This window comes from Marinobacter sp. DUT-1 (assembly GCF_050379415.1).
In the GTDB taxonomy this organism is placed as follows: Bacteria; Pseudomonadota; Gammaproteobacteria; order Pseudomonadales; family Oleiphilaceae; genus Marinobacter.
Window position 1 is genome coordinate 40,762 of the sequence record NZ_JBNRLS010000001.1, and the last position, 22,849, is coordinate 63,610.

The 22,849-nt window shown below is 58.3% G+C and carries 16 protein-coding genes; 12 read left to right on the forward strand and 4 right to left on the reverse strand.

Going from position 1 to position 22,849, the window contains the following annotated elements; genetic code table 11:
* Nucleotides 1-348 precede the first annotated feature (348 nt).
* From pilB to ACQUTG_RS00245, 12 genes are all read left to right on the forward strand, one after another.
* Nucleotides 349-2,067, forward strand: coding sequence for a type IV-A pilus assembly ATPase PilB (pilB, locus tag ACQUTG_RS00190; RefSeq protein WP_428917482.1), 1,719 nt, complete (start codon nt 349-351; stop codon nt 2,065-2,067).
* A gap of 2 nt (nt 2,068-2,069) precedes the next feature.
* Nucleotides 2,070-3,290 carry a type II secretion system F family protein gene (locus tag ACQUTG_RS00195; protein ID WP_428917483.1) on the forward strand — a complete coding sequence of 407 codons (1,221 nt, stop codon included), beginning with the start codon at nt 2,070-2,072 and terminating at the stop codon, nt 3,288-3,290.
* A gap of 98 nt (nt 3,291-3,388) precedes the next feature.
* Nucleotides 3,389-4,264: a prepilin peptidase gene (locus ACQUTG_RS00200; RefSeq protein ID WP_428917484.1), complete on the forward strand. Its 876-nt coding sequence runs from the start codon at nt 3,389-3,391 to the stop codon at nt 4,262-4,264.
* A gap of 55 nt (nt 4,265-4,319) precedes the next feature.
* Nucleotides 4,320-4,967: a dephospho-CoA kinase gene (gene coaE / locus ACQUTG_RS00205; RefSeq protein ID WP_428918427.1), complete on the forward strand. Its 648-nt coding sequence runs from the start codon at nt 4,320-4,322 to the stop codon at nt 4,965-4,967.
* On the forward strand, nt 4,960-6,045 hold the full coding sequence (locus ACQUTG_RS00210) for a hypothetical protein (RefSeq protein WP_428917485.1): 1,086 nt from the start codon (nt 4,960-4,962) through the stop codon (nt 6,043-6,045). Before coaE ends, ACQUTG_RS00210 begins: the two co-directional genes overlap by 8 nt.
* Before the next feature lie 351 nt (nt 6,046-6,396).
* Nucleotides 6,397-7,089, forward strand: a complete 693-nt coding sequence (tsaA, locus tag ACQUTG_RS00215) for a tRNA (N6-threonylcarbamoyladenosine(37)-N6)-methyltransferase TrmO (RefSeq protein WP_428918428.1) — start codon at nt 6,397-6,399, stop codon at nt 7,087-7,089.
* Nucleotides 7,090-7,246: 157 nt separating this feature from the next.
* Nucleotides 7,247-9,484 (forward strand): response regulator, encoded by a 2,238-nt coding sequence (locus ACQUTG_RS00220; RefSeq protein WP_428918429.1) that lies wholly within the window; start codon nt 7,247-7,249, stop codon nt 9,482-9,484.
* Nucleotides 9,485-9,527: 43 nt separating this feature from the next.
* Entirely contained in the window at nt 9,528-9,725 is a 198-nt protein-coding gene (yacG, locus tag ACQUTG_RS00225) for a DNA gyrase inhibitor YacG (RefSeq protein WP_092000867.1), read from the forward strand.
* Nucleotides 9,722-10,282: a YfaZ family outer membrane protein gene (locus tag ACQUTG_RS00230; protein WP_428917486.1), complete on the forward strand. Its 561-nt coding sequence runs from the start codon at nt 9,722-9,724 to the stop codon at nt 10,280-10,282. Before yacG ends, ACQUTG_RS00230 begins: the two co-directional genes overlap by 4 nt.
* Before the next feature lie 120 nt (nt 10,283-10,402).
* Nucleotides 10,403-12,580, forward strand: coding sequence for a hypothetical protein (locus ACQUTG_RS00235; RefSeq protein WP_428917487.1), 2,178 nt, complete (start codon nt 10,403-10,405; stop codon nt 12,578-12,580).
* A gap of 89 nt (nt 12,581-12,669) precedes the next feature.
* Complete coding sequence (locus ACQUTG_RS00240; RefSeq protein WP_428917488.1) at nt 12,670-13,599, forward strand: glucosaminidase domain-containing protein; 930 nt, start codon at nt 12,670-12,672, stop codon at nt 13,597-13,599.
* Nucleotides 13,600-13,639: 40 nt separating this feature from the next.
* Nucleotides 13,640-14,533 (forward strand): acyltransferase, encoded by an 894-nt coding sequence (locus ACQUTG_RS00245; protein WP_428917489.1) that lies wholly within the window; start codon nt 13,640-13,642, stop codon nt 14,531-14,533.
* Nucleotides 14,534-14,600: 67 nt separating this feature from the next.
* On the opposite strand, the gene ACQUTG_RS00250 is transcribed toward ACQUTG_RS00245, so the two are convergent.
* The 4 genes from ACQUTG_RS00250 to ACQUTG_RS00265 all read right to left on the reverse strand — a co-directional run bounded on the left by ACQUTG_RS00250 (nt 14,601) and on the right by ACQUTG_RS00265 (nt 22,502).
* Nucleotides 14,601-17,291 carry a LuxR C-terminal-related transcriptional regulator gene (locus ACQUTG_RS00250; protein ID WP_428917490.1) on the reverse strand — a complete coding sequence of 897 codons (2,691 nt, stop codon included), beginning with the start codon at nt 17,289-17,291 and terminating at the stop codon, nt 14,601-14,603.
* 254 nt (nt 17,292-17,545) lie between these two features.
* Nucleotides 17,546-18,907 carry a DUF1329 domain-containing protein gene (locus ACQUTG_RS00255; protein WP_428917491.1) on the reverse strand — a complete coding sequence of 454 codons (1,362 nt, stop codon included), beginning with the start codon at nt 18,905-18,907 and terminating at the stop codon, nt 17,546-17,548.
* A 33-nt stretch (nt 18,908-18,940) separates the two neighbouring features.
* Complete coding sequence (locus ACQUTG_RS00260) at nt 18,941-20,782, reverse strand: DUF1302 domain-containing protein (RefSeq protein ID WP_428917492.1); 1,842 nt, start codon at nt 20,780-20,782, stop codon at nt 18,941-18,943.
* A gap of 535 nt (nt 20,783-21,317) precedes the next feature.
* A complete protein-coding gene (locus ACQUTG_RS00265; RefSeq protein ID WP_428917493.1) occupies nt 21,318-22,502 on the reverse strand; it encodes a thiolase family protein in 1,185 nt (394 codons plus the stop codon).
* Between the last annotated feature and the right edge of the window lie 347 nt (nt 22,503-22,849).

Below are 22,849 nucleotides of genomic sequence, written 5' to 3' on the forward strand. Positions count from 1 at the left end.
ACATCAAGCAGGCATCGTGCCAATTGCAAGATAATGTTAAAAATAAGGCGATTTCAGCAGGTTATAACGTTATGTGAACTGAATCACAGCGTTGATTATCATAGCTTTTGTGTCTTACGACGTCAGGAGGTGACGCTTTTTGTCAGTTTTCGTGCTGAGCGTCGTTTAAAATTGGGGTCAGATGAAGGCTTTCATCTGACCCCTGTGCTGGAGGCACTTTGCCAGTTTCTCAAAAGCTCTCGTGCGAGATTGAGAACCCTGATGCTTTCCAAAGCCTTCCCAGACATCTAAACTCTTTTTTCATAAATTTACGATTCAGCGACTTATAACAACCTTTTCAGAGCACTTATGGCGAGCAGCAACCGAAACGTGACGCTTACGGGCCTGGCCCGGCGATTTGTGGAAGACGGAATTTTGGATGAAGCGACTGCCAAGGACGCCTTTCTTCAGGCTTCGCAGAACCGGATTCCGCTAATAACCTATCTTACCCAGAATGAGCTGGCCAATAGCGCAAAAATGGCGTTTTCAGCGGCGATGGAATTCGGAATGTCGGTGCTGGATCTGGATGCGTTTCTTCCCGAAATGATGCCCGAAAAAGCGGTTGACGAGAAACTGATCCGGAAACATAACGCCCTGCCCCTGTACAAGCGTGGCAACAGACTGTTCATTGCCGTCTCTGACCCCACGAACATTCAGGCGCTCGACGAGATCAAGTTCAATACGGGGCTGAGTACTGACGCCATTCTGGTAGATGATGCCAAGTTACGTACTGCGATCGACAGATATCTTGAATCCCAGGACACCTCAATGGGAGATCTGGATGATGCTGATCTTGAGGGAGTGGAAACTGAGGGCGGAGAGCAGGACGAAGATGACAATGCAGTAAGCGCATCAGATGTCGACGACGCCCCGATCGTTAAGTATGTTAACAAGATGCTATTGGACGCTATTCGGGGGGGCGCATCAGATATTCACTTTGAGCCCTACGAAAAGGTCTATCGGGTTCGCTATCGGACCGACGGCATTTTGAAAGAAGTTTCCCGCCCATCTATAAAGCTGGCACCGAAAATTTCTGCGCGGGTCAAAATTATGGCGCAGCTTGATATCTCTGAACGCCGAGTACCCCAGGATGGCCGTATCAAAATGAAGCTATCCAAGACCAAGGCTATCGATTTCCGGGTAAACACCCTCCCTACTTTGTGGGGCGAAAAGATCGTTCTGCGGATTCTGGATCCCAGTCAGGCCAAACTTGGGATCGATGTGCTGGGTTACGAGGAAGATCAAAAGCAGATGTATTTGGATGCACTGGAACAGCCCCAGGGCATGATCCTGGTAACTGGACCAACAGGTTCAGGCAAGACGGTTTCTCTTTATACCGGCTTGAACATTCTCAATACCGCTGAAAGAAATATTTCCACTGCAGAGGACCCTGCGGAAATCAACCTGGAAGGCATTAACCAGGTAAACGTTAATAACAAGGTAGGACTAGGCTTCGCCGAAGCACTGCGAGCCTTCCTCCGACAGGATCCGGACGTCATTATGGTGGGCGAGATCCGGGATTTGGAAACGGCCGAGATTGCCATCAAGGCGGCGCAAACAGGCCACCTGGTATTGTCTACCCTCCACACCAACAGCGCGGCGGAAACTCTTACCCGGATGATGAACATGGGTGTTCCCGCCTTTAACATCGCCACTTCTGTGAGCCTGATTATTGCCCAGCGACTGGGTCGCCGTTTGTGCAATAGCTGCAAGCAACCCGCCGACATCCCGAAGGATGTGCTTTTGAAGGAAGGGTTCACACAGGAACAAATTGATACAGGCTTCACGTTGTACCGCCCGAAGGGCTGTGATAAATGCAATGGGGGATACAAAGGCCGCGTCGGTATTTACGAGGTGGTGAAGGTTACTGACGAACTGGCGAACATGATTATGGAAGAAGCCAGTTCCATCCAAATTGCAAAACAGGCTCAGGCTGAGGGCTTCCAAAACCTGCGGCAGTCGGCACTCCTGAAAGTTATTCAGGGAGTGACCAGCCTTGAAGAAGCCAACCGCGTGACGAAGGATTAAGCATGGCAGAGAAAGCGCAAAAGCTGGAATCGTATATTTGGCAAGGGAAGGACCGTAAAGGTAATAAATCCAAAGGCGAGTTGACCGGACCGAATCTAGCTCTGGTGAAGGCACAACTGAGGAAACAAGGAATTATTCCAGACAAGGTTAAGAAAAAACCGAAGCCTTTATTCGGCAGTAGCAAAAAAATCACGCCTTTTGATATCGCCATGCTTACGCGACAGCTAGCGACCATGATGAAGGCGGGCGTACCACTAGTGCAAAGCTTTGACATCGTCGCTGACGGGCTCGAGAACAAGGGCCTTCAGGAGCTAGTCATTAACATCAGGAATGATATTTCTTCTGGCACCAGCTTTGCCGGGGCTCTGAAAAAACATCCTAAATATTTTGATGATCTTTACTGTAACCTGGTGGACTCAGGGGAAAAGGCCGGTGCCCTCGAGCAGATGCTGGATCGAATTGCGACTTATCTTGAGAAAACGGAAATCCTCAAGAAAAAAGTGAAAAAAGCGATGACTTACCCAATTGCGGTTGTTGTGGTGGCAATAATAGTAACTGCAATCCTGTTGGTGAAGGTTGTTCCTCAGTTCGAAGCTTTGTTTCAAGGGTTCGGTGCAGACCTTCCAGTATTCACCCAATTCGTCGTTAATCTTTCAGAGTGGCTTCAAAAGTGGTGGTTCGTTGTCTTAGTGGGGATTATCGGTTCGATTTTTCTCTTCCGTGAATCCAAGAGACGATCTCGAAAATTCTCTGATTTTATTGATAAATACACTCTAAAGTTGCCCGTTGTTGGCGAAATACTTGACAAATCCGCTGTTGCAAAGTTTGGGCGGGTACTTTCGACGACCTTCGCTGCAGGCGTTCCACTAGTGGAAGCTTTGGAGTCAGTTTCCGGCGCTACCGGTAATGCTGTTTATCGAGACGCAGTGTTGAATATAAAGAACGATGTGTCCAGTGGTACCCAGCTACAAGCGTCGATGCGACAGCAGGACATTTTTCCGGTTATGGCTGTTCAGCTTACGGCTATCGGTGAAGAGTCGGGTAACCTGGATGAGATGCTCGCTAAGGTTGCAGAGCACTACGAGGGTGTCGTGGACGATCTGGTGGACAATCTGACGGCTCTGATGGAGCCGATGATTATGGCTGTCCTGGGCGTATTGGTTGGCGGCCTGATCATTGCGATGTACTTGCCGATTTTCCAGATGGGCTCGGTTGTTGGCTAACCTCGAGGTTTCGACCTGAAAATGGGGTCGGATGAAAGCTTTCATCTGACCCCCGACTTAACCCTTCCCCCTCCTCCTATGCTCAATCAAGGCTTCGAATGCAGTTCCTCGACGTTTACTTCAACACCCCCTGGCTCCTCTACCTCACCGTCACTTTCGTTTCCCTCTGCATCGGCAGCTTCCTGAACGTGGTCATCCTGCGCCTGCCCAAGATGATGCACCAGGACTGGCGCTGCCAATGTGAGGAGTTTCTGGAAGTTCCGGATAAGGAGCGGAAGCAGGAAGAGCCGGTCACGCTATCCACGCCGGCGTCTACCTGCCCTTCCTGTGGTCACAAGATCCGGGCCTGGGAGAATATTCCGGTGATCAGTTATCTGGTGCTGGGTGGCAAGTGTGCTTCGTGTAAGACCCGAATTTCACCAAGGTATCCGATCATCGAGGCGGTGACGGCGCTGTTTTCGGTGTTGACGGTTTACCTGTTGGGCCCGACTGAGGCGGCGCTTTGGGCGTTGTTGCTGGTGTGGGCATTGGTGGCGTTGACGGTGATTGATTTTGATACCCAACTGTTGCCGGATAGCATCACCTTGCCGTTGCTGTGGCTTGGGTTGGTGTTGAACTTCTTTGGGGTTTTGACTGACTTTACCAGTGCGTTCTGGGGAGCTGTGGTTGGTTATCTTTCGCTCTGGTCGGTTTACTGGTTGTTCAAGATTGTGACTGGTAAGGAAGGCATGGGGCATGGGGATTTCAAGTTGCTTGCGGCGCTTGGGGCGTGGCTTGGGTGGCAGTTGTTGCCGGCGGTGATTTTGTTGTCTTCCGTGGTTGGGGCGGTTGTTGGGATTAGTTTGATGGTGTTCCGGAAGCATGGGCGGGAGGTGCCGATTCCGTTTGGGCCTTATTTGGCGGCGGCTGGGGTGCTTTGTTTGTGGTTTGGGGATGCTATTCAGCGGGCGTGGTTTGCGTATCTTGGGGTCTGAAGAAGGCTTTCTTCTGACCCCTTCTTAGGGTTTTAGCATGAGTAAGAAAATCAACATGGGGTCAGATGAACAAGTTCATCAGACCCCTGGGGTGAGGCAGACTCCTGCGGTTGTCGGGCTCACCGGGGGGATTGGCTCCGGGAAATCTACTGTGGTTCGCATGTTTGGGGAGCTGGGGGTTCACTGGGTGGATGCCGATGATGTTGCCCGGGAGGTGGTTGAACCTGGTACCCCTGGGCTTGAGCAGATTGCTGAGCACTTCGGTCCGGATATCCTCACCGCTGAAGGCACCTTGGACCGGGCGCAGCTGCGGCAGATTGTGTTTGCCAATCCTGAGGAGCGGACTTGGCTGGAAGGCCTGCTTCATCCGATGATTCGGGAGGAGTTGATTCGGCAGTTGGAGCCTGAGGGGTATGCCCTGCCTTATGTACTTCTGGTGTCTCCATTGTTGCTGGAGACGGATCAGCATAACCTGGTCAGTAAGATCATTGTGGTGGATGTCCCGGTGGAGACGCAGGTTGAGCGGACGATGGCTCGGGATACCAATGAGCGGGATCAGGTGGAGCGGATTATTGCGGCGCAGATGCCTCGGGAGAAGCGCTTGGAGAAAGCTGACGCTATTATTGATAATGATCGGCCCATGGATGATGTGGAGCGTCAGGTTCGTGAATTGCACGAGAAGTTCCTGGTGGATTTTGGCTGACTTTTTGCGCCGTTGTTACCCGGTCGGGGTTCTGTCACTTCTGGTTTTTACCTCCCTTCCCGGACGCGCTGCGGAGCCGGTGTTTGAGGTGCATCAGCGTTCTGTTCCCGAGATTCTGGCGCCTGAGCAGCTGGGGCCTTCGTTTTATACGTTCTCTCCAGAGGAGTATTGGGCGGAGCCGGAGGAATCCTACTGGTTGACGTTTTCCAACTGGGTGTTGCGCCAGGAGCGTATTCAGGGGCCGCGGGTGCAATGGCTTGGTGCCTGGGCGGATAGGACGTTGTCGGGGTCTGCCGAGGCACTGCCGAATAATGAAAGCTACCTGCGCCTGGGGTTTGCTGCCGAATCCGAGTACAGCAACCTGGCTTCGTTCGAGCCGGAGGCCCGGTTCCGACTGGATATTCCCACCGCCAAGCGCAAGCTGCGGATTGTTATCGAGAGCGAGAGTGAGGAGCTGATTCCGCTTGAGGAGCGGCAGCGGGACCGGCAGTTGACCGAGCCGGAGCGGACGGAGACGGAGACCACTGGTGCGCTGCGGTACCTGACCCAGATTGGGGATGCGATTAACCTTTCTACCGATATTGGTGGCCGGTTGCGGTTTCCGCCGGATGCGTTCTGGCGGGTGACGGCTGGCAAGGGCTGGCAGCTGGATGAGGACTGGGCCGGAAGTCTGCAGCAGCGGATTTATTATTTCCATCAGGAAGGCTGGGGTTCCCGGACGTGGTTCGGGGCCAGTCGGTATGTGGGGGATGACTGGCGGTTTCAGTCTTCCTCCGAGCTGGAGTATGTGCATTCGGATGAGAAGTTTCTCGCGGCGCAGATTTTCAGTGTTCGGAAGGCGGTGGATAACCGCTCGACGCTGGTTCCGCGGATTGGGGTGCTTGGAGAGAGCAAGCCCGGGTGGCGGACGACGTCGGCGTTTGTGGATCTGACCTGGCGGTATCGGTTGCATAGTGACTGGTTGTTTGGGGAGGTGATTCCGGCGTTGACGTTTCCGCGGGAGGAGAGTTTCAAGGATCGGGCTTCGGTGGTTTTGCGGGTTGAGATGTTTTTTTCTGGGACTATTGATCGGCGGTAGGTAACTCAGGGGTCTGATGAAAGCTTTCATCTGACCCCATCTTGGACCGCTAACTTGGGGTCAGAAGAATGAATTCTTCAGACCCCTGGGGTGGGGTCTGACTAACTCGGGGGTCTGATGAACTTGTTCATCTGACCCCAATTTGATTTTTAACTCGGGGTCAGAAGAAGAAAAGATTTCTTCAGACCCCTGGGGTGTTGGGGAGTGAACTTGGGAGCAGATTCTAAAAAGGGGTCAGATGAACGAGTTCATCAGACCCCTGAGGTTGAAAATGGGGTCAGAAGAACTAGTTCTTCAGACCCCGGCCTTGCCGCGACCCCGGGGGCTGGCGCCGATCTTGGCGTGACCCCTATTGCTATCACCCGGTCCTGTTTTCAGGACAAGTTCGGGGTGCCCCGCCAGCCGGGGCTTACACGCCATGCCCATGCCGAACTTGTAATTCAGTCCCCCTTTGACCGCGAGGATGCCTTTCGGGGGCTGGAGACGGCTTCGCATCTTTGGGTGATTTTCCAGTTTCATGAGGCGGTTCGGGCGGAGTGGAAGCCGGTGGTGCGGCCGCCTCGGCTGGGGGGGAATCGGAAGATGGGGGTGTTTGCCAGTCGGTCGCCGTTTCGGCCTAACAGTCTGGGGTTGTCGGTGGTTCGGAATGAGGGGCTGGCGCGTCGGGATGGGAAGCTGGTGCTGCGGATCAGTAATCATGATCTGATTGAGGGCACGCCGATTCTGGATATCAAGCCTTACCTGCCGTTTGCGGATTCGGTGCCGGAGGCGAGTCTGGGGTGGGCGGATTCGCCGCCGACGGAGCGGCTTGAGGTGGTGTTTTTGCCGGAGGCGGAGCAGCAGCTGGCGGCCCTGCCCCCGGAGGACTACCCGGATTTCCGGGCGTTGATCGAGGATGTGGTGAGTTATGATCCCCGGCCGTCGTTCCGGCGGGGGCGGGATGAGGCGCGGATTTACGGGGCGCACCTGTACGATGTGAACGTAAGGTTCCGGTTTGTAACAGAGGGCGGCGAGAAGCGTGTCGAAGTCCTAACTGTCTGTTAAACTTGATTGATTGATTTGTAGTCGACACAGGGAAGTCGCAATCTTGCACCCATACCGGTTTTTCAAGCGATTTGGCGTTCGGCCGCTGGCAGCGCGTCTGCTGGTGTATGTGCTGCTGTTCAGCCTGGTGCTTTCTCTGGCCGCCACCGGCGTGCAGATGATCGGCGAGTTCGAGCGCCGCAAGAATGATCTGATCAGTACCCAACAGAAAGCCGCCGAGCTGGTCGCCGGGAGCATGAGCAACAACCTCTGGCTGATGAATTTCAGTGAGGTGGCCAACAGCCTGGATGACATGAAGGCGGTGCCGGCGATCCAGTTTGCCCGGGTGACCACCACCACGGGCGAGGAATTCACCACCGGCACCCACCCGGACGGCAAGGTGATTTCCCAGACCATCCCCCTGATCTTTGACCGTTCCAGCTTCCAGCCTGCCCGGGAAGTCGGTAGCCTCACCGTGGTGTCTTCGGTTCAGCAGATCCACGATGAACTCTGGAAGACCGCGCTGCTAACGCTGCTGTCGATGACCGTGGTGGTGATGCTTGGAACCTTCGGATTGCTGCTGATTGTGCGGGCGACCCTGTCCCGACACCTGGAGGCCATGGCCGATTATGCCGCCCAGCTGAACCTGGACGCCCTGGTGGACCCGCTGCAGTTGCGCCGGAAGCCGCCGAGATCGCCCGATGAGTTGTCGGAGCTGGAGCAGGCCCTGAACAAGATGCGGTTGCAGATCCTGGAGGACACCCGCTCGCTCCGGCAGACCACGATCCAGTCCCAGGGGGAGCGGGACGAGGCCATTCGCGCCAACCACGCCAAGAACCAGTTCCTCGCCAACGTCAGTCATGAGCTGCGCATTCCGCTTCAGTCCGTTCTGGGTTACGCCAATCTGCTGACGGACACGCCGCTGGACCAGGAGCAGCGGGAGTACGTGAACACCCTGCTGAACGCCTCCCAGAGCCTGTCCGCCATCATCAATGACCTGCTGGATATCTCCAGTATGGAGGCAGGCAAGCTGGTGCTGGAGGAGATTCCGTTCGATCTGCGGGAAACCCTGAACGATCTGGTGCACATGCTCGGCAGCCGGGCCCGGGAGAAGGGGCTGGCGCTGGAGCTGCGCATTGACGAGAACCTGCCCTGGGCGCTGAAGGGCGATCCGGTGCGCATCCGGCAGATCCTGCTCAACCTGGTCTCCAACGCCATCAAGTTCACCGATTCCGGCCATGTACTGATCAGCATCGAGGTGCTGGGCCGGCGGGATGACAAGGCCCGGCTGCGCCTGGCGGTGGAAGATACCGGTGTGGGCATCAATCCCGAGGATATTCCGCTGGTGTACGAGCCCTACGTGCAGCTCGGCCAGCAGTTCCAGCGCCAGCTGCCCGGTGCTGGCCTGGGGCTGACTATCTGCCGCCAGCTGGTGAACCTGATGGACGGCTCGCTGGATCTGGAAAGCCGGCCCGGTGAGGGCTCCACCTTCTGGGTGGAACTGACCCTGCCGGTGGCGCCGGAGAGTGCCACCCGGGTGCGGCCGGATACCCGCAAGGTCAAGGGCAAGCATATCCTGGTGGTGGACTCCTACGAGCTGTCTCGCAAGATCACCCTGGAGATGCTGTCCCGTTACGAAGTTCACATCGAGGCGGTGAAATCCGCCGGCGAAGCGCTGACCTCCCTGCGCCAGGCCTCGGACAGCCAGCAACCGTTCGATGCCATCATCCTTGATGGCTTTGTGCCGGATATGGACAGCGACCTGCTGTGCCGGCAGATCCGTAGCAATCCCACCTGGACCGACATGCGCCTGCTGATCCTGTCGTCCAACCCGCAACGGGGCGATGCCGAGCATTTCCGGCAGGCCGGCGCCGACGCCTTCCTGAGCAAGTCCCTGCGGGAATCCTGCCTGATGCCCATCCTGAACCAGCTGTTCACGGATGCGGAGAAGGACGAGCGCCGGTTCCTGACCCGGTTCTCCCTGCAGGCGGTCACGGACACCTCCAAGCGCCGGGAACTGCCCTGTGGCCGTATGAAGGTGCTGCTGGTGGAAGATAATCCGGTCAACCGCACCCTCACCCGCCGGCTGCTGGAAAAACTCGGCTGCGATGTAATGACCGCGAACGACGGCGAGGCCGCCGCCAGCCTGTGGCAGTGGCATCCGTTCGATCTGGTGTTCATGGATTGCGTGATGCCCCGGGTGGATGGCTTCGAGGCCACCCGCCGCCTGCGGGAATGGGAAAAAGCCCACAACCGGACGCCGGTGCCGGTGGTTGCCCTGACCGCCAGCGCCATGGAGGAAGACGAGGAACGCTGCCGCCGGGCCGGCATGGATTCTTTTGTCGCCAAGCCTGTCAATATTGAAATGCTGCGGGCAGTGCTGGAACAATACTGCACCGCATCGGCGGCCACCTGAGGATTGGCCGCCGGCTATTTGCCACCAATCTGAAAAAATCGCCATGTTTGTGCAATGCCCTACCTGCAAGCAATCCGTAGAATGGTCCGAAGATAACCGGTACCGGCCATTCTGCTCGGAGCGCTGCAAACTGATTGATCTGGGCGCCTGGGCCAACGAGGAATACCGGGTGCCGGCTGAAGATGAAGATTCTTTATCGGATGCGTACCAATTAACCGACAGCAAGAAGGTAGAAGAATGAGAATCTCAAGAGTTTCCCTGATGGCACTGACCCTGGCCGCTGCACCGGCCTTCGCAGGTGATGTGGACCTGAGTCTGACCAACGATTCCGTGAAGGGGCAGGTCAACTTCTTCGGTAACAACAACGATACCCAGCTGGGCGCCGGCTACACCTACCACGAGGGCAGCCGCCACATCATGAACGTGGACTTCCACGCTCAGGGCCGCACTGCCCTTGGCAACCTGCCGACCACTGCTGGCATCGGTGTACGGGGTATCGGCTGGGATGACGACAGCCTGGACGGCGGCGCCATCGGCATCGGCGGCTTTGCTACCGTGAACGTGCCCCGGGTTCCGGGCCTGTCCTTCACCGGCGGCCTGCACTACGCCCCGGACATTCTGGCCTTCGGCGACTCCGAGGACATGACCAGCGTCGAGCTGCGCGGCAGCTACCGGGTGATCCGCAACGCCGAGGTGTTTGCCGGTTACCGTTACCTGAACACCGATCTGGATGCGCCGTTCCGCGGCGATGTGAATCTGGATGAAGGTGTGATGGCGGGTATCAAGATCTACTACTGATCGTCTCTACCCTCACGGGCGCCCGATCCTCCGGGCGCCTGTTTCGTGCCTTCCCTCACGATTTCCCTTCGTTACCGCTGCTAGACTGACAACCTGAATCTTCTGCACGGATTGTCAGACATGCACTTCAAGCACGGACTCTGGATCTCCCTGTCTGCCCTGTTACTGGCCGGCTGCGGCAGTGGCGAGGATGCCATCGACGGCGCCCGTTCCCAGACCAACGACTTCTCCGCCGCGAAAAATCCGCTGGACGACTTCAGTTCCGGCAGCACCGGCGATTCCAGCAATGCCGGCGATCTGGCGGACAACGAGGTCCGGGTCACCCTGGAGGTGCCCGGTGCGGTAGCCCTCGATGCGGAGGTGACCCGGCGTAACCTGCGGATCGTGCAGCCGGAAACCCTCAGCGTGTACACCACCAACACCTCCCTGCAGAATTTGGGCAGTATCGACGTCTCCACCCGGGAAGATGCCGGGGGCTTTACCATTATCGCCTTCCCGGACGGCCAGCCCCTGGCGCCGGATGTGGTGATCGAGGCCACCTACGGTAATGCCCGGATGCGGGCGTTCGCAGCGGACTCGGACCGGGATGTGAAGATCAATCCTTTCTCGGAATACCTGGTGCGCAATACCCTGGCGAGTTACACCCCGGGGGAGCTTGAGACCATCAGGGACTGCGTGAATGATGCCGGTGGTGAGCTGTGCCTGAACAAGTATGTCTGGTCCACCCTGGCAGACCAGGTGCACGATTTCGAAATCGATATCCCCGGCAACCTGGATGTGCCGGGCGCGCTGTCGCTGCTGGAAGGCCGGGCGGATTTTGCCCGTTATGTGGCCGCCATGGCCGACTATGCGCTGCTGGATGAGAATTCCTCCGGCAAGATCAGAGCCAGTTCCGCCGATTACAACTCGGTGTTCCTGGGAGTGGAACTGGGCCAGAGCTTTGCCGAGCCCAGTATCAGTGGCACGGGGCTCTGGGGTGTGCGAACGGCTTATGAGGAACGCCTGGAGGACGGCAACGGCGTGGGCTACGTGTACCCGGCCCTGACGCTGACCAGCTTCGATGCCTTCAATATCAAGGTGACCTCCCTGGCCACGGACATTCCCTATGAGCGGGAGGTGCTGCTGCATTCCGAAGGCAATGAGTTTTTCCTGCGCGGTTCGGAGTTCTGGGAACAGAACACGCATTCCTCCTCCCCCGGTGCGGCAACTTTGTTGGGCGATACCCGCCTGTTAGCCGGCCGGGCCCTGTATCAGAGCATCACCGGACGGGACAGCGCCCGGATTATTGGCTGGACCCGCAATCCGTATTATCTGGATGCCTACACCAGTCCGCCTGCCGATGAGTCTGTAGGGCCGGACCGAGTGATCGGTGGCTATTTCAGCGCCGGCAAGGCCATCGAGCTGGAAACCGACGGCGAGGCTCTCAAACGGGGAGCGGTGCTGGAGAATCATTACCTGTCGGCGCTGGAGCTGAACCTGCTGCGGCCGGCCGGAGAGGCTGAGTTTGATGCGGATGTGCTGGATAACCGGGGTTATAACGTGGTGTACCTGGCTTCCCGGTTTGCCGATGACACCACGCCGCTGGAACTGGATGGCGGCCTGGGCACCTGGACGATCGATGGTGAGGGCAATGTAACCCAGGCACTGGAGGTGGAAACCGTGCGTCGCGACAACACCGGGACCGTCACCCGGGCGCCGTCCGCGACAGTCAATACCGACTGGTTGATCACGCCGCGCACCTCGATACTCAGCAATGGTGACCGGGACATCGGCCGGTTGAATCTGGATATTTCGACCCCGTCCGGCAATGAGGAGAAACCTGACGTCGGTGTCGGGGCGAGTACCCCTGATGGCGCATTCCTGGCGTTCAATCTGGACGACAGTCCGTTCGGGGATGGTTTGCTGGTGGCCGCCGCGCAGTCTGCCTCTGCGGCACCGGCAAGTGGCCGGTACCGGGTTCAGGGCGTTGCTATGGCCATCTCCGGCGGCAGCAACGAACTTCGCCATTTTGACAATGCCGAGTTGGTGATCGAGGGCGGAATCGCCACCCTGAGTGGCGAGGTGATCTCGGTGCTCAATACCATCAACGGCAACGAGCTGACCACGCCGTCGGAAACCGTGATCGACGCTACCCTGACCTACACCCAGTCCGGTCCCGGGACAGTATCCCTCAGTGGCGGCAATCTGGTGCTGGACGGGTTCTATACCGAGGATCACTCCCAGCTGTATCTGAGGCTCAACCGCACGGGCACGGGCTCAAAGGCTATTGGCCTGCTGCTGGCGACCCGGATTCCCTGAGGCGACCGAAGGCTTCGGTAAACCCGGCCAGAACCCTCTGCGTACAACCTGTTATAATCATTGCCATATCCATATCGACGAGAGGTTTTATGTCTGCTGGTCGCCGGACGCTGCTGTTTCTTGTTCCGCTGATTGCTTTTGCTCTTGGTGGTGGCTTCTATATCCCATCCGGAAGCTTTGGTGACAGCAACTATGATGGCTCTGAAGTGGTCTTTGGTGAACTACCTGCCCTCCCCGACTGGGCCGATGACCGGCTGCCGGACTTCTCCAGCTACCGGGACACCACGGAGAAAAAGGCAGCGTTTTTCTCGTTCCTGTACCCGCGCATCGTGCTGGCCAACTCCCGGATCCTGCTGGAGCGGAGTTACCTGCTGCGGCTGGAGCAGAAAACCGAACTGACCGGTACAGAAAAACAGTGGCTTGGGGAACAAGCCGAACGCCTGAAGATTGAGGCTGCCACCGGAAGCCCCGAGCAGTTCAAGCTCCTGAAAAAGCGCCTGGATGTGATTCCCCCTTCTCTGGTTTTAGCCCAGGCCGCCAACGAATCCGCCTGGGGGACGTCCCGCTTTGCCCGCCAGGGCAACAACCTGTTCGGTCAGTGGTGCTTCACCAAGGGCTGCGGCCTGGTGCCGAAGAGCCGGGTGGAAGGGGCCAGCCACGAGGTGGCCAAATTCGCCTCGCCCTATCGGTCGGTACGGGCCTATATCCAGAACCTGAACCGGCATGAAACCTACCAGACCCTGCGAGACGTCCGGATGCAGGATCGTCGCGCCGAGAGTCCCCTGTCCGGCCTGGAAATGGCGGAAGGCCTGCTTGGCTATTCCGAGCGGGGCGAAGAATACGTAAAAGAGATCCGGGCCTTGATCCATTACAACAACCTGGGCTTCTACGACGAAGACTTCCGGGATTCGGTGAGGGATCGGGCGCCGTCCGACCTGCAGCAGCTGGCCTCCACCGACTCCGAGAGCCGGTTACTTCCCGGCCGGGCGGCTGACACCGGAAACGCCGCCGAAGGCTGACAGACACCGCTAACCTGCAACAAACCAGAGAACACACGGAATGCTTGATTTTCTGCCTGCGCCGCTGAAGGGGACTTTGGCGGCCCTGTCGATTTTGTTGAATACCCTGATCCTGTTCCCCTTCCTGCTTCTGTTCGCACTGATCAAGCTGATCATCCCGGTGACCCCGGTGCGCAAGGCCTGCACCGTGGTGCTCAACAACATTGCCTGGGTGTGGATTGGCTTCAACAACCTGTTGATGGACATCCTTCACAAAGTGGAGTGGGACGTGCGCGGGGTGGAGAATCTCAGCCGTGAGCACTGGTATTTCGTGACCTGCAACCACCAGAGCTGGGCCGATATTCCCGCCATCCAGTACGTGCTCAACAGCCGCATTCCCCTGCTCAAGTTCTTCCTGAAAAAGCAGCTGATCTGGGTGCCCCTGCTCGGCATCGCCTGGTGGGCGCTGGACTTCCCGTTCATGCATCGCCACACCAAGGAACAGATCGCCAAGCGCCCCGAGTTGAAAGGCAAGGACATCGCCGCCACCCAGGCCGCCTGTGAGAAGTTTCGCTATACCCCGGTGACCATTTTTAACTTTATGGAAGGCACGCGGTTTACTCCGGAGAAGCACAAGAGCCAGAACTCGCCCTATAAACACCTGCTCAAGCCCCGCGCCGGCGGGACGGCATTTGTGTTTGGGGCCATGGGGGAGATGATCCACACCATGCTGGACGTGACCATCGTGTATCCCGATGGGCGCAAGGGGTTCTGGGATTACCTGTGCGGGCGGATCCGGCGCATTGTGATTGATGTGCGGACGCGGGAAGTGCCGGCGGAGTTTCTGGGCATGGATTACGAGAACGACCGGGAGACGCGGGTGGCGTTTCAGCGGTGGGTTGGTGAGATTTGGGGGGAGAAGGATGTGCGGATTGGGGAGTTGAAGGCCGGGTGAAGGTGCTTGGCGCTAAGATGGGGTCAGAAGAAGGGACTTCTTCAGACCCCTGGGGCTGGCTCACCTCTCAAAGCAGCCCCAGCTCCCTTGCCCTCACAATCGCCTGGGTCCTGGACTTCACTTCCAGCTTGGCATTGATCCGCCTGGCATGGGTTTTCACGGTGTGCAGGGAGATGTGCAACTTGTCGGCGATCTCCTGGTTGGAGAGGCCTTTGGCGATGAGTTCCAGCACCGCCTGCTCACGGTCACTGATGGGTTCGGCCAGGGTTTCGGCGCCTGCTGTGGTGGCTTTGATGCCGAACAGTTTGCCCAGGGCGTCCTTGAACTTGCTGTCTTCCAGCTGGCCGTAGCTTTTCTCCATCAGGTCCTGGAGTTCCGCCCGCAGTTCGGTGAAGGGGCTGATGAAGTGTTCGGTGGCGGCTTCTTCGACCACGGCTGTCAGCACCTTGCGGGCCGGGGCCAGGCCTTTCTCTTCATTCAGCAAGACGGCTTCCAGCAGGCGGATGTGCAGTTCGACGCCCCAGGGGATGGCCTTGCCGTAGCGGTCACGGATACCCTCGAGGGTTTCCCGGGCCCGAATGCCGTCGCCTCTCGCCAGGTCCACGCGCACCTGCAGGCAGTCGAGCAGGCCGGGCATCATGGGGAACAGCTCGGGCACGCAGCCGCTGTCCCGGTAGGGCTGGAGTTTCTGGAGGGCCTGGACGGCGCTCTCGATCTGGTTCTGGGCCAGCCAGCAGGTGGCTTTCAGGGCTTCCAGAACCGGTACGAACAGGGATTCGTCCACCTGCCAGGCGTGCATGGTGCGCTCGGCGCGACCAATCCAGACGAAGGCATCCTCCAGTCGGTTCTCGCCCCGGCAGATCAGTACCCGGATCGCCATGGCCAACAGGAGGCCTAGATCCCGGGTCTGTTCCGCATGCCGGCCACAGAGCACCAACAGGCGATCGGCCTCGGCGATACGGCCCTGGTGCCAGAGTACCAGCACCAGGTTCAGTTGCAGGCGGGTTTCCCCGATCCGGGCTGGCCTTGCCAGCTCCTGCATGGCGGTATCCAGGCCGGTCCGTAGCAGTTGTTCGGCATGCCGAAGTGCCCCCTTCCCGAGCTCAATGCGGGCATGGGAATACACCGCCAGCGCCTCGGAACCGGAATCCCCCGCTTCTCTGGCCAGGCGTGCGGCAGCCCGGTTCGCTTCCCGGGCTTCGGTAAACTGCCCGGCGGCACACAAAGCGCTGGAACGCACAATCTGGGTGACCAGCTGGCCCTGGGGCGACAGATCGCCGTCATTCAGGGCCCTATCCGCCATTTCCAGTGCCGGCTGCACCTTGCCCTCGCCACGGAGGATAAAAGCCTGGAGCGCGGCGATGCGGGCATTATGCTCTGCCCGGTCCTCCCCGGAGAGATCATCGAGCAGCGCCCTCGCCTGTTTGAACTGGCCGCCGATGGCATGAACCCAGCTGTATACGATGCGCAGGCGGGCACTGCGCTCTAACAAGGATACCGGCAGGCTTTTGCGCAAACGGAGCAGTGAGGCGGTGTCCTGGCCCAGCAACAGGGCCTCGGAGCCCTCCGAGGCAATACGGATGACCTCGTCGCCATTTCCTGCCAGCAGCGCATAACGCAAGGCTTCCGGGAACTGCTGACGCTCGCCGAACCAGCGGCTGGCAATGGTCATCCGGGCTTCGTATCCGGTCATTGGAGACGCGCGCAACCATTCCTGCATCAGCGGATTCAGACGGAACCAACGACCACGGCCGGGCATGGGCCGGATCGGCAGGCCCTGTTCAAACACCTGGGAGGGCAACAAGGCGACCTCCGGAAGTGCCGACCGGAGCGCCAGGAGCAGCTCGTCAGAACAGAGTTCAAGTTCGGCAATGGCCCGAACCGAGCGGACCTGCCCCGGTGTCAGCCCGCCCAGGACCGAGTCCTTCAGGAAACGCTCCACACTCGGACTTTCCTGGATGGGTTTGCGTTCAAGCTCGCGCTGCACCTCACGACGGTACAGGGCCAGCGGCGTGGCCCAGCCTTCGGTGAGATCGTACAGGTTATCGACCGCGACACTGGTCAGTTTGTTAGCCGCCAGTTCCTGGTTGAAGAAGTCGAAGGTTTCCGGGCGGGAAAATTCGAAGACCGAGGGACCGAGCCGCGTAAACCGGTTTTCAAGCTCAAGGGCGTGGGTTTCAAACGGCAGACCACGGCGGGAAATCAGCACCACACACAGATGGGCAGGCAGGTCTTTGGTCAATTGTTGCAGTAGCGGCGTCACCGCGGGATTACTCAGGCTGTGCAGGTTATCCAGTACCAGCACCTGCATTGCGCCATCCGACTGCCGGGCATGGGCCACCAGCATCATGGCCAGGGCGTCGGAAAAACCGGCGCCGCCCTGCAACGCGCTTTCCAGCGCTTCGGGCATGTCAAAAGCCATGGAGAGCAGGGTCAGGAATCGGGTGGGGGCGTTATCCTGCGGCGTCAGCGAGACCCAGCGGAGTTCGTTATCAGTGGCAAAGCGGTTGCCCAGAGCGCTCAGGACGGAATGGGATTTGCCGTACCCGCTGGGTGCTTCGACAAGTACCGCATGGCTGGGTGATATGGCCCGGCTTATCCATTCATCGACGACTGGTCGGGCGAGCATATCGCTCGGTATCGATGGTACCCGGACGCGCTGGCGAAGAAGATCGCGCACCAGCTCCCCACGCTGGAGGCCGTTATTGGCAGACTGAAATTCGTCGTTGGCGGCCTTGCCGTCACTGAATGGTTTCACACACTGCCCCGCTGACAACCGGCCGGACGGCAAACGTCCTGTGCCGCAATTGGAAGAATCCAATGACTTTTGAGTGACGACCTTCTTTGGGTACGCCTTTAGTATGAGTGGAAGGTTAAACCAAGAGGGGGTTGGGCTGCAAAGATTTGGGGGAGTGTGGAGGCACTGGGGTCAGAAGAACTCGTTCTTCTGACCCCTAGTTAGAGTCAAAGATGGGGTCAGATGAAGGCTTTCATCAGACCCCTGGGGTGGGCTTAGCGGGTACCCGCGCGGCGCAGGGCGGCCGGGGTGTAGTCGCGGGAGCGGCGGTCGATGCCGAAGGTGTACGGGTTCTCTTCCTCGTTGGTCAGGCCGAGGGCCAGGTAGCGACCGGAGAGGAGATCGTACAGGGTTTCGATGGCGTACCAGGGCACGACCTGATCGTAGAACTGGACCGCATGGGCTTCGGCTACACGCCAGAGTTCGCCACGACCGTCAAAGTGGTCGATGACGGACGCCTGCCAGGTGTCTTCGTCAATGAAGAAGTCACGCTGGGCGTAGATGTGGCGCTCGCCTTCTTTCAGGGTTGCGCGCACGTGCCATACGCGGTGCAGTTCGTACCGGGTGTAGTCCTGGTTGATGTGGCCGGCCTTGATGATCTGGTCATAGTTCAGGCTCGGGTCCATCAGCTTGTAGGAGTTGTACGGAATGTACATTTCCTTCTTGCCTACCAGCTCCCAGTTGTACTTGTCCGGAGCGCCGTTGAACATGTCGAAGTTGTCCGAAGTACGCATGCCATCGGCTGCGGTACCCGGACCATCGTAGGCGACCTGCGGTGCACGGCGAACCCGACGCTGACCGGCGTTGTAGATCCACGCACGGCGGGGCTCGGCGACCTGATCGATGGTTTCATGAACCAGCAGCACGTTACCGGCCAGGCGCGCCGGCGCGGTGATGGCCTGACGGAAGTAGAAGAGTACGTTCGGGTCGTCGCCCGGCTCGTAGTCCTCCAGGTAAGTTCTCCAGGTCAGCTCGTCTTCGAAACGCACAACGGAGAAGTCACCGCCGGCGGTCGGAGTGACCTGACCGACGTTACGTTGCACGGAGCCACCCCGATAACGGGTGATGTGGTTCCAGATCACTTCCAGGCCGTTCTGGGGAATCGGGAACGGCGTGGCGCTCTGGTAGTCACCCAGACCGTTGCCATCCTTGATCAGCTCGGTCTTGGTGGCATTCTCGACGGTCTGCTCCATGACGTGATCAGGATAGGCAGCAGTACGGTGAGTCTCGTATACCGGCATGAAGTAGTCGTCGTACTTCTTGATCATCGCGACCTGGCCAGGCGACAGGTTGTCGGCGTACTGGTCCACGTTGCCCTGATCGATGACAAACTTGGGCTTCTCGTTGGGGAACGGGTTCACGTAGATACCGTCTCCCTTATAGCCCGCCGGAGGCGTGGTCAGGCCGCCCGTCCAGGGCGGAATAGCACCACCATTGCCGGCTTTCTCGGCGCCCATCGGCGTCAGGGAATCACCCAGTTTGGCCGCCTCAGCCGCAGAAACCGCCCCCCAGGCCTGGCCGGCGGACAGACTGGCAGCCAGGATACCTGTGGTCAGTAGTTTCTTGTTCAGTCTCATTTAGGTTTCCTCGTCAGACGAATTGTTTCCGGTTCAGAAGGAGTACGAAACGCTCGCGCTCACAAAATCTCGGTCAGTCAACTCGTTATACGGCTTCCCGCCGAAAAAGTTTGTGTAACCGATATTACCGGTAATCCTGTTCTGGTACACCGCCTGCAGGGACAGGCCGATTGCCTTGCTACCCTCGTTGAAGGCGCCACCCGGCTGCGGGCTGTAGCCCTGAACGTCGTGGCTCCAGGCCAGCTGCGGCGACAGGTTGATACCGGCGATCGCGTTCGGGTAATCCCACACGAAACGGGCGCGGTAGCCCCAGGAGAAATCGGTGGTGAAGCCGTCGGTGGTGCAGTAGTTGTCGTTGAGGTTCAGCGCTTCACAACCACCACTCGGTCTGGTGCCAATACCAAACGTGCCGGAGCGGCCGAATTGTGCCTCGTCATAGTCTGGAAGATCGTGCACGTAGGTTGCACCAAACTCCGTAATAAACGACAGACGACTGGCGCCCATGACCTGATCGAAGAATTTGATCAGAGTGAACTGAGCCTGGGAGACGTTGAATCGATCCCAACCACGAACGTCAGTTCCGGAGAGGTCCGCACCACCTGACTCTTCGAGGCGCTGCTGCTCAAGCAGGCTCACGGGGTTGCCATCAGCATCATCGAGCTGCAAACCGCCATAGATCAGCTCGAAAGCGTTCCACTGCAGCGGCATGTTCTCACGGAAGCTGTATTCAGCGCCAAGAGACCATCCACCCGGGGTGGTGGTGTTGATGCTAATGCCGTAGAGATCGATGTTCTCCGGGTACTCGATGTAGTAGGACGGGAAGCTCACACCGTTATCCGGGTCATTTACCACACCGCTGACATACGGCAGGCGGCTGTTGTACTTGATGTAGTAGAAACCCAGCTCAGAATCATTCAGGGCCGGCACGTACCAGCGCATGGCAATACCGAACTGGTCTTTTTCGTCGGCGTCCCGATCCCCTTCACGTGGGGCAATGAAGCCCTGGGCGTACGCCTGGGAGTCCGGCAGCTGGCCGGCGAGCAGTACCGGGCCACAACCATCGGGAGCAAAGTCGTTGGTGGAGAAGAAGGTACCACAGTCATCCGGACGGACCGGTTCCCAGTCAGTCTGGACAAAGGTCTCCAGAGTGATGTTCTGGGTGATACCGGCGGAGGCGTAGAACATTTCCACCGGCAACAGGGCGTCTTTCAGTTCGGAACCAGGTGCCCGGAAAGCCGGTACGTCCACCGGGTTGATGGTGTTGATACCACCCTGGATGAAGGTACTCTCACCCCAGCTGACCACCTGCTTACCATAACGCAGGCTGACGGGGACATTGCCGAAATACCAGTCGGAGAAGACGTAGGCGTCAAGGAATTCACCGCCTGAGGCGTTATCCTTGGCTTCCGGGTTGAGTTCACGCTGCTGGCCGACGTAATCCACGGCGCGGCTTTCGTCTTTGAGTTCGAAATCGTACCAGTAACGGCCACGGACAAAGCCACCGACGCGGGTCAGGGTGTCGCTGTCCACCGCGTAATCCAGGAACAGCTCACTGTTACCTTTGACAATCTTGGAGTAGGTGTCGCCGCTTTCGAAGTTCAGGTTGCCGTCGTCGTAGTTGTTGGTGGAAGCACCGATGTTCTCCAGCTCTCCACCGGGCGCATACTCGGGACCAAGGTTACCCTGGGCGATCAGTCGCTTGTCCCGATCCTCGACCCGCCAACCTACACCAGCTGACAGCGTCGTATTGAACTGGGCTTCCACATCTCCCATGTAAAACGAGTAGGCGGAAGCCTGGCCGGCAGCACCGGCAGCAATCGCCACGGCCAGCGGTAGTTTGGTCCAACGCTGCCATTGATGAGTTTTTCTTGTCATTGGAAGGCTACTCCATTGTTGTTCTGAGTCGCTGCTCTGATTATTGGTGTTCACGATGTATTGGAGGCTTCATGCACAGTGCTCGTGATGTTGGCACTATAGCTAACGCTGTTCGGGGCTTTGATCAGTCAAAAGTATGATTTTGCTATCACACCTCGCCGGCCGCCCGGTTACTTCGCACTGTGAATCACTATAGACAAGAAATTTGGTTGCAACCAATAAAAAAGCGGTCAGTAAACAACGGGTTTGGATGCCTGGCTTGGGTGGGAAGTGAAGATGGGGTCAGAAGAAGGTTTTCTTCAGACCCCGGAGTTCATGCACAGGGGTCTGATGAAGACTTTCATCTGACCCCGAGTTCAAGTCTGGCTCGGGTGGGAAGTGAAAATGGGGTCAGAAGAACGAGTTCTTCAGACCCCTGAGTTCGGCACTGGGGTCTGATGAAGACCTTCATCTGACCCCGAGTTAAAGGGCTAGCTCCCCAGTAGAAGCAAAGAAGGGGTCAGAAGAAAGCGTTCTTCAGACCCCGGAGTTGGCTTTACAGCATTTCGATGGCCATGGCGGTGGCTTCGCCGCCGCCGATGCACAGGGCGGCAATACCTTTCTTCTTGCCATAGTGCTTCAGCGAGTGCATCAGGGTGACCAGCAGGCGGGAGCCGGTGGAGCCGACGGGGTGGCCCTGGGCGCAGGCGCCGCCGTGGATGTTGACCTTTTCCGGGTCCAGGCCCAGCTCCTTGATCGGCATCATGGCGACCATGGCGAAGGCTTCGTTGATCTCGAACAGATCCACGTCTTCCTTGTTCCAGCCGGTCTTGGCGAACAGGGTTTCGATGGCGCCCACCGGGGCGCAGGTGAATTCGGACGGGTGCTGGGACTGGGTGCTGTGGGCAACAATCCGGGCCATGGGCTTGAGGCCGCGCTTCTCCGCCTCGGATTCGCGCATCAGCAGCAGCGCGGAGGCGCCGTCGGAGATGGAGGAGGAGTTGGCCGCGGTTACGGTGCCGTCCTTCTTGAACGCCGGACGCAGGCTCGGGATCTTGTCGATGTTGGCGTTGTGGGGCTGTTCGTCATCCTCGACGACTACCTCACCCTTGCGGGTCTTGACGGTCACCGGGATGATTTCCTCTTTCAGCAGGCCTGCTTCGATGGCTTTCTTCGCGCGGGTCAGGGATTGGATGGCGTACTCATCCATCTCCTCGCGGGTGTAACCTTTCTTGTCGGCCATATCCTGGGCGAAGGCACCCATCAGTCGACCGGTCTCGGCGTCTTCCAGACCGTCCAGGAACATGTGATCCTGCGGCGCCTGGCCGGGGCCCATGCGGTAGCCTTTGCGGGCACCCAGGAGCACGTAGGGCGCGTTTGACATGCTCTCCATGCCGCCGGCAACCATGATGTCGTTGCTGCCAGCCTTGATCAGGTCATGGGCGAACATCGCGGCTTTCATGCCGGAGCCGCACAGCTTGTTGATGGTGGTGGCACCGGTGTTATCCGGCAGACCAGCCTGACGCATGGCCTGACGGGCCGGGCCCTGTTTGAGGCCGGCGGGCAGGACGTTGCCCATGATCACTTCCTGGACGTCCGCGGGCTGCAGGCCGGCGCGTTTGACGGCCTCGGCGATGGTGAGGGCGCCGAGTTCGGGGGCGGAGACGTCCGCCAGGCTGCCCATGAAGCCGCCCATGGGGGTGCGGACGCCGCTTACGATGACTACGTTGTCGTTGCTCATTGGTGTTGGACCTCTCGGTTTGTTTGCGTTGGGGTCTGATGAAAGCCTTCATCTGACCCCTTTTTTAGTTTTTTTGACCTTGGGGTTGATTGAACATGGGGTCAGATGAAGGTTTTCATCAGACCCCTTGGCTAGGTTCTAACATGGGGTCGGAAGAACGAAGTTCTTCAGACCCCTGAGCTTGTGTCTTGCCCCTTGGTTTGGGGCTGAAAGTGGGGTCTGAAGAAAGCTTTCTTCTGACCCCGTGTTCGAGGTTTGGCTTGGAGTCAGGTTCCAAGATGGGGTCAGATGAACGAGTTCATCAGACCCCTGAGTTAAGAAGAATGAATTCTTCAGACCCCTGGGTC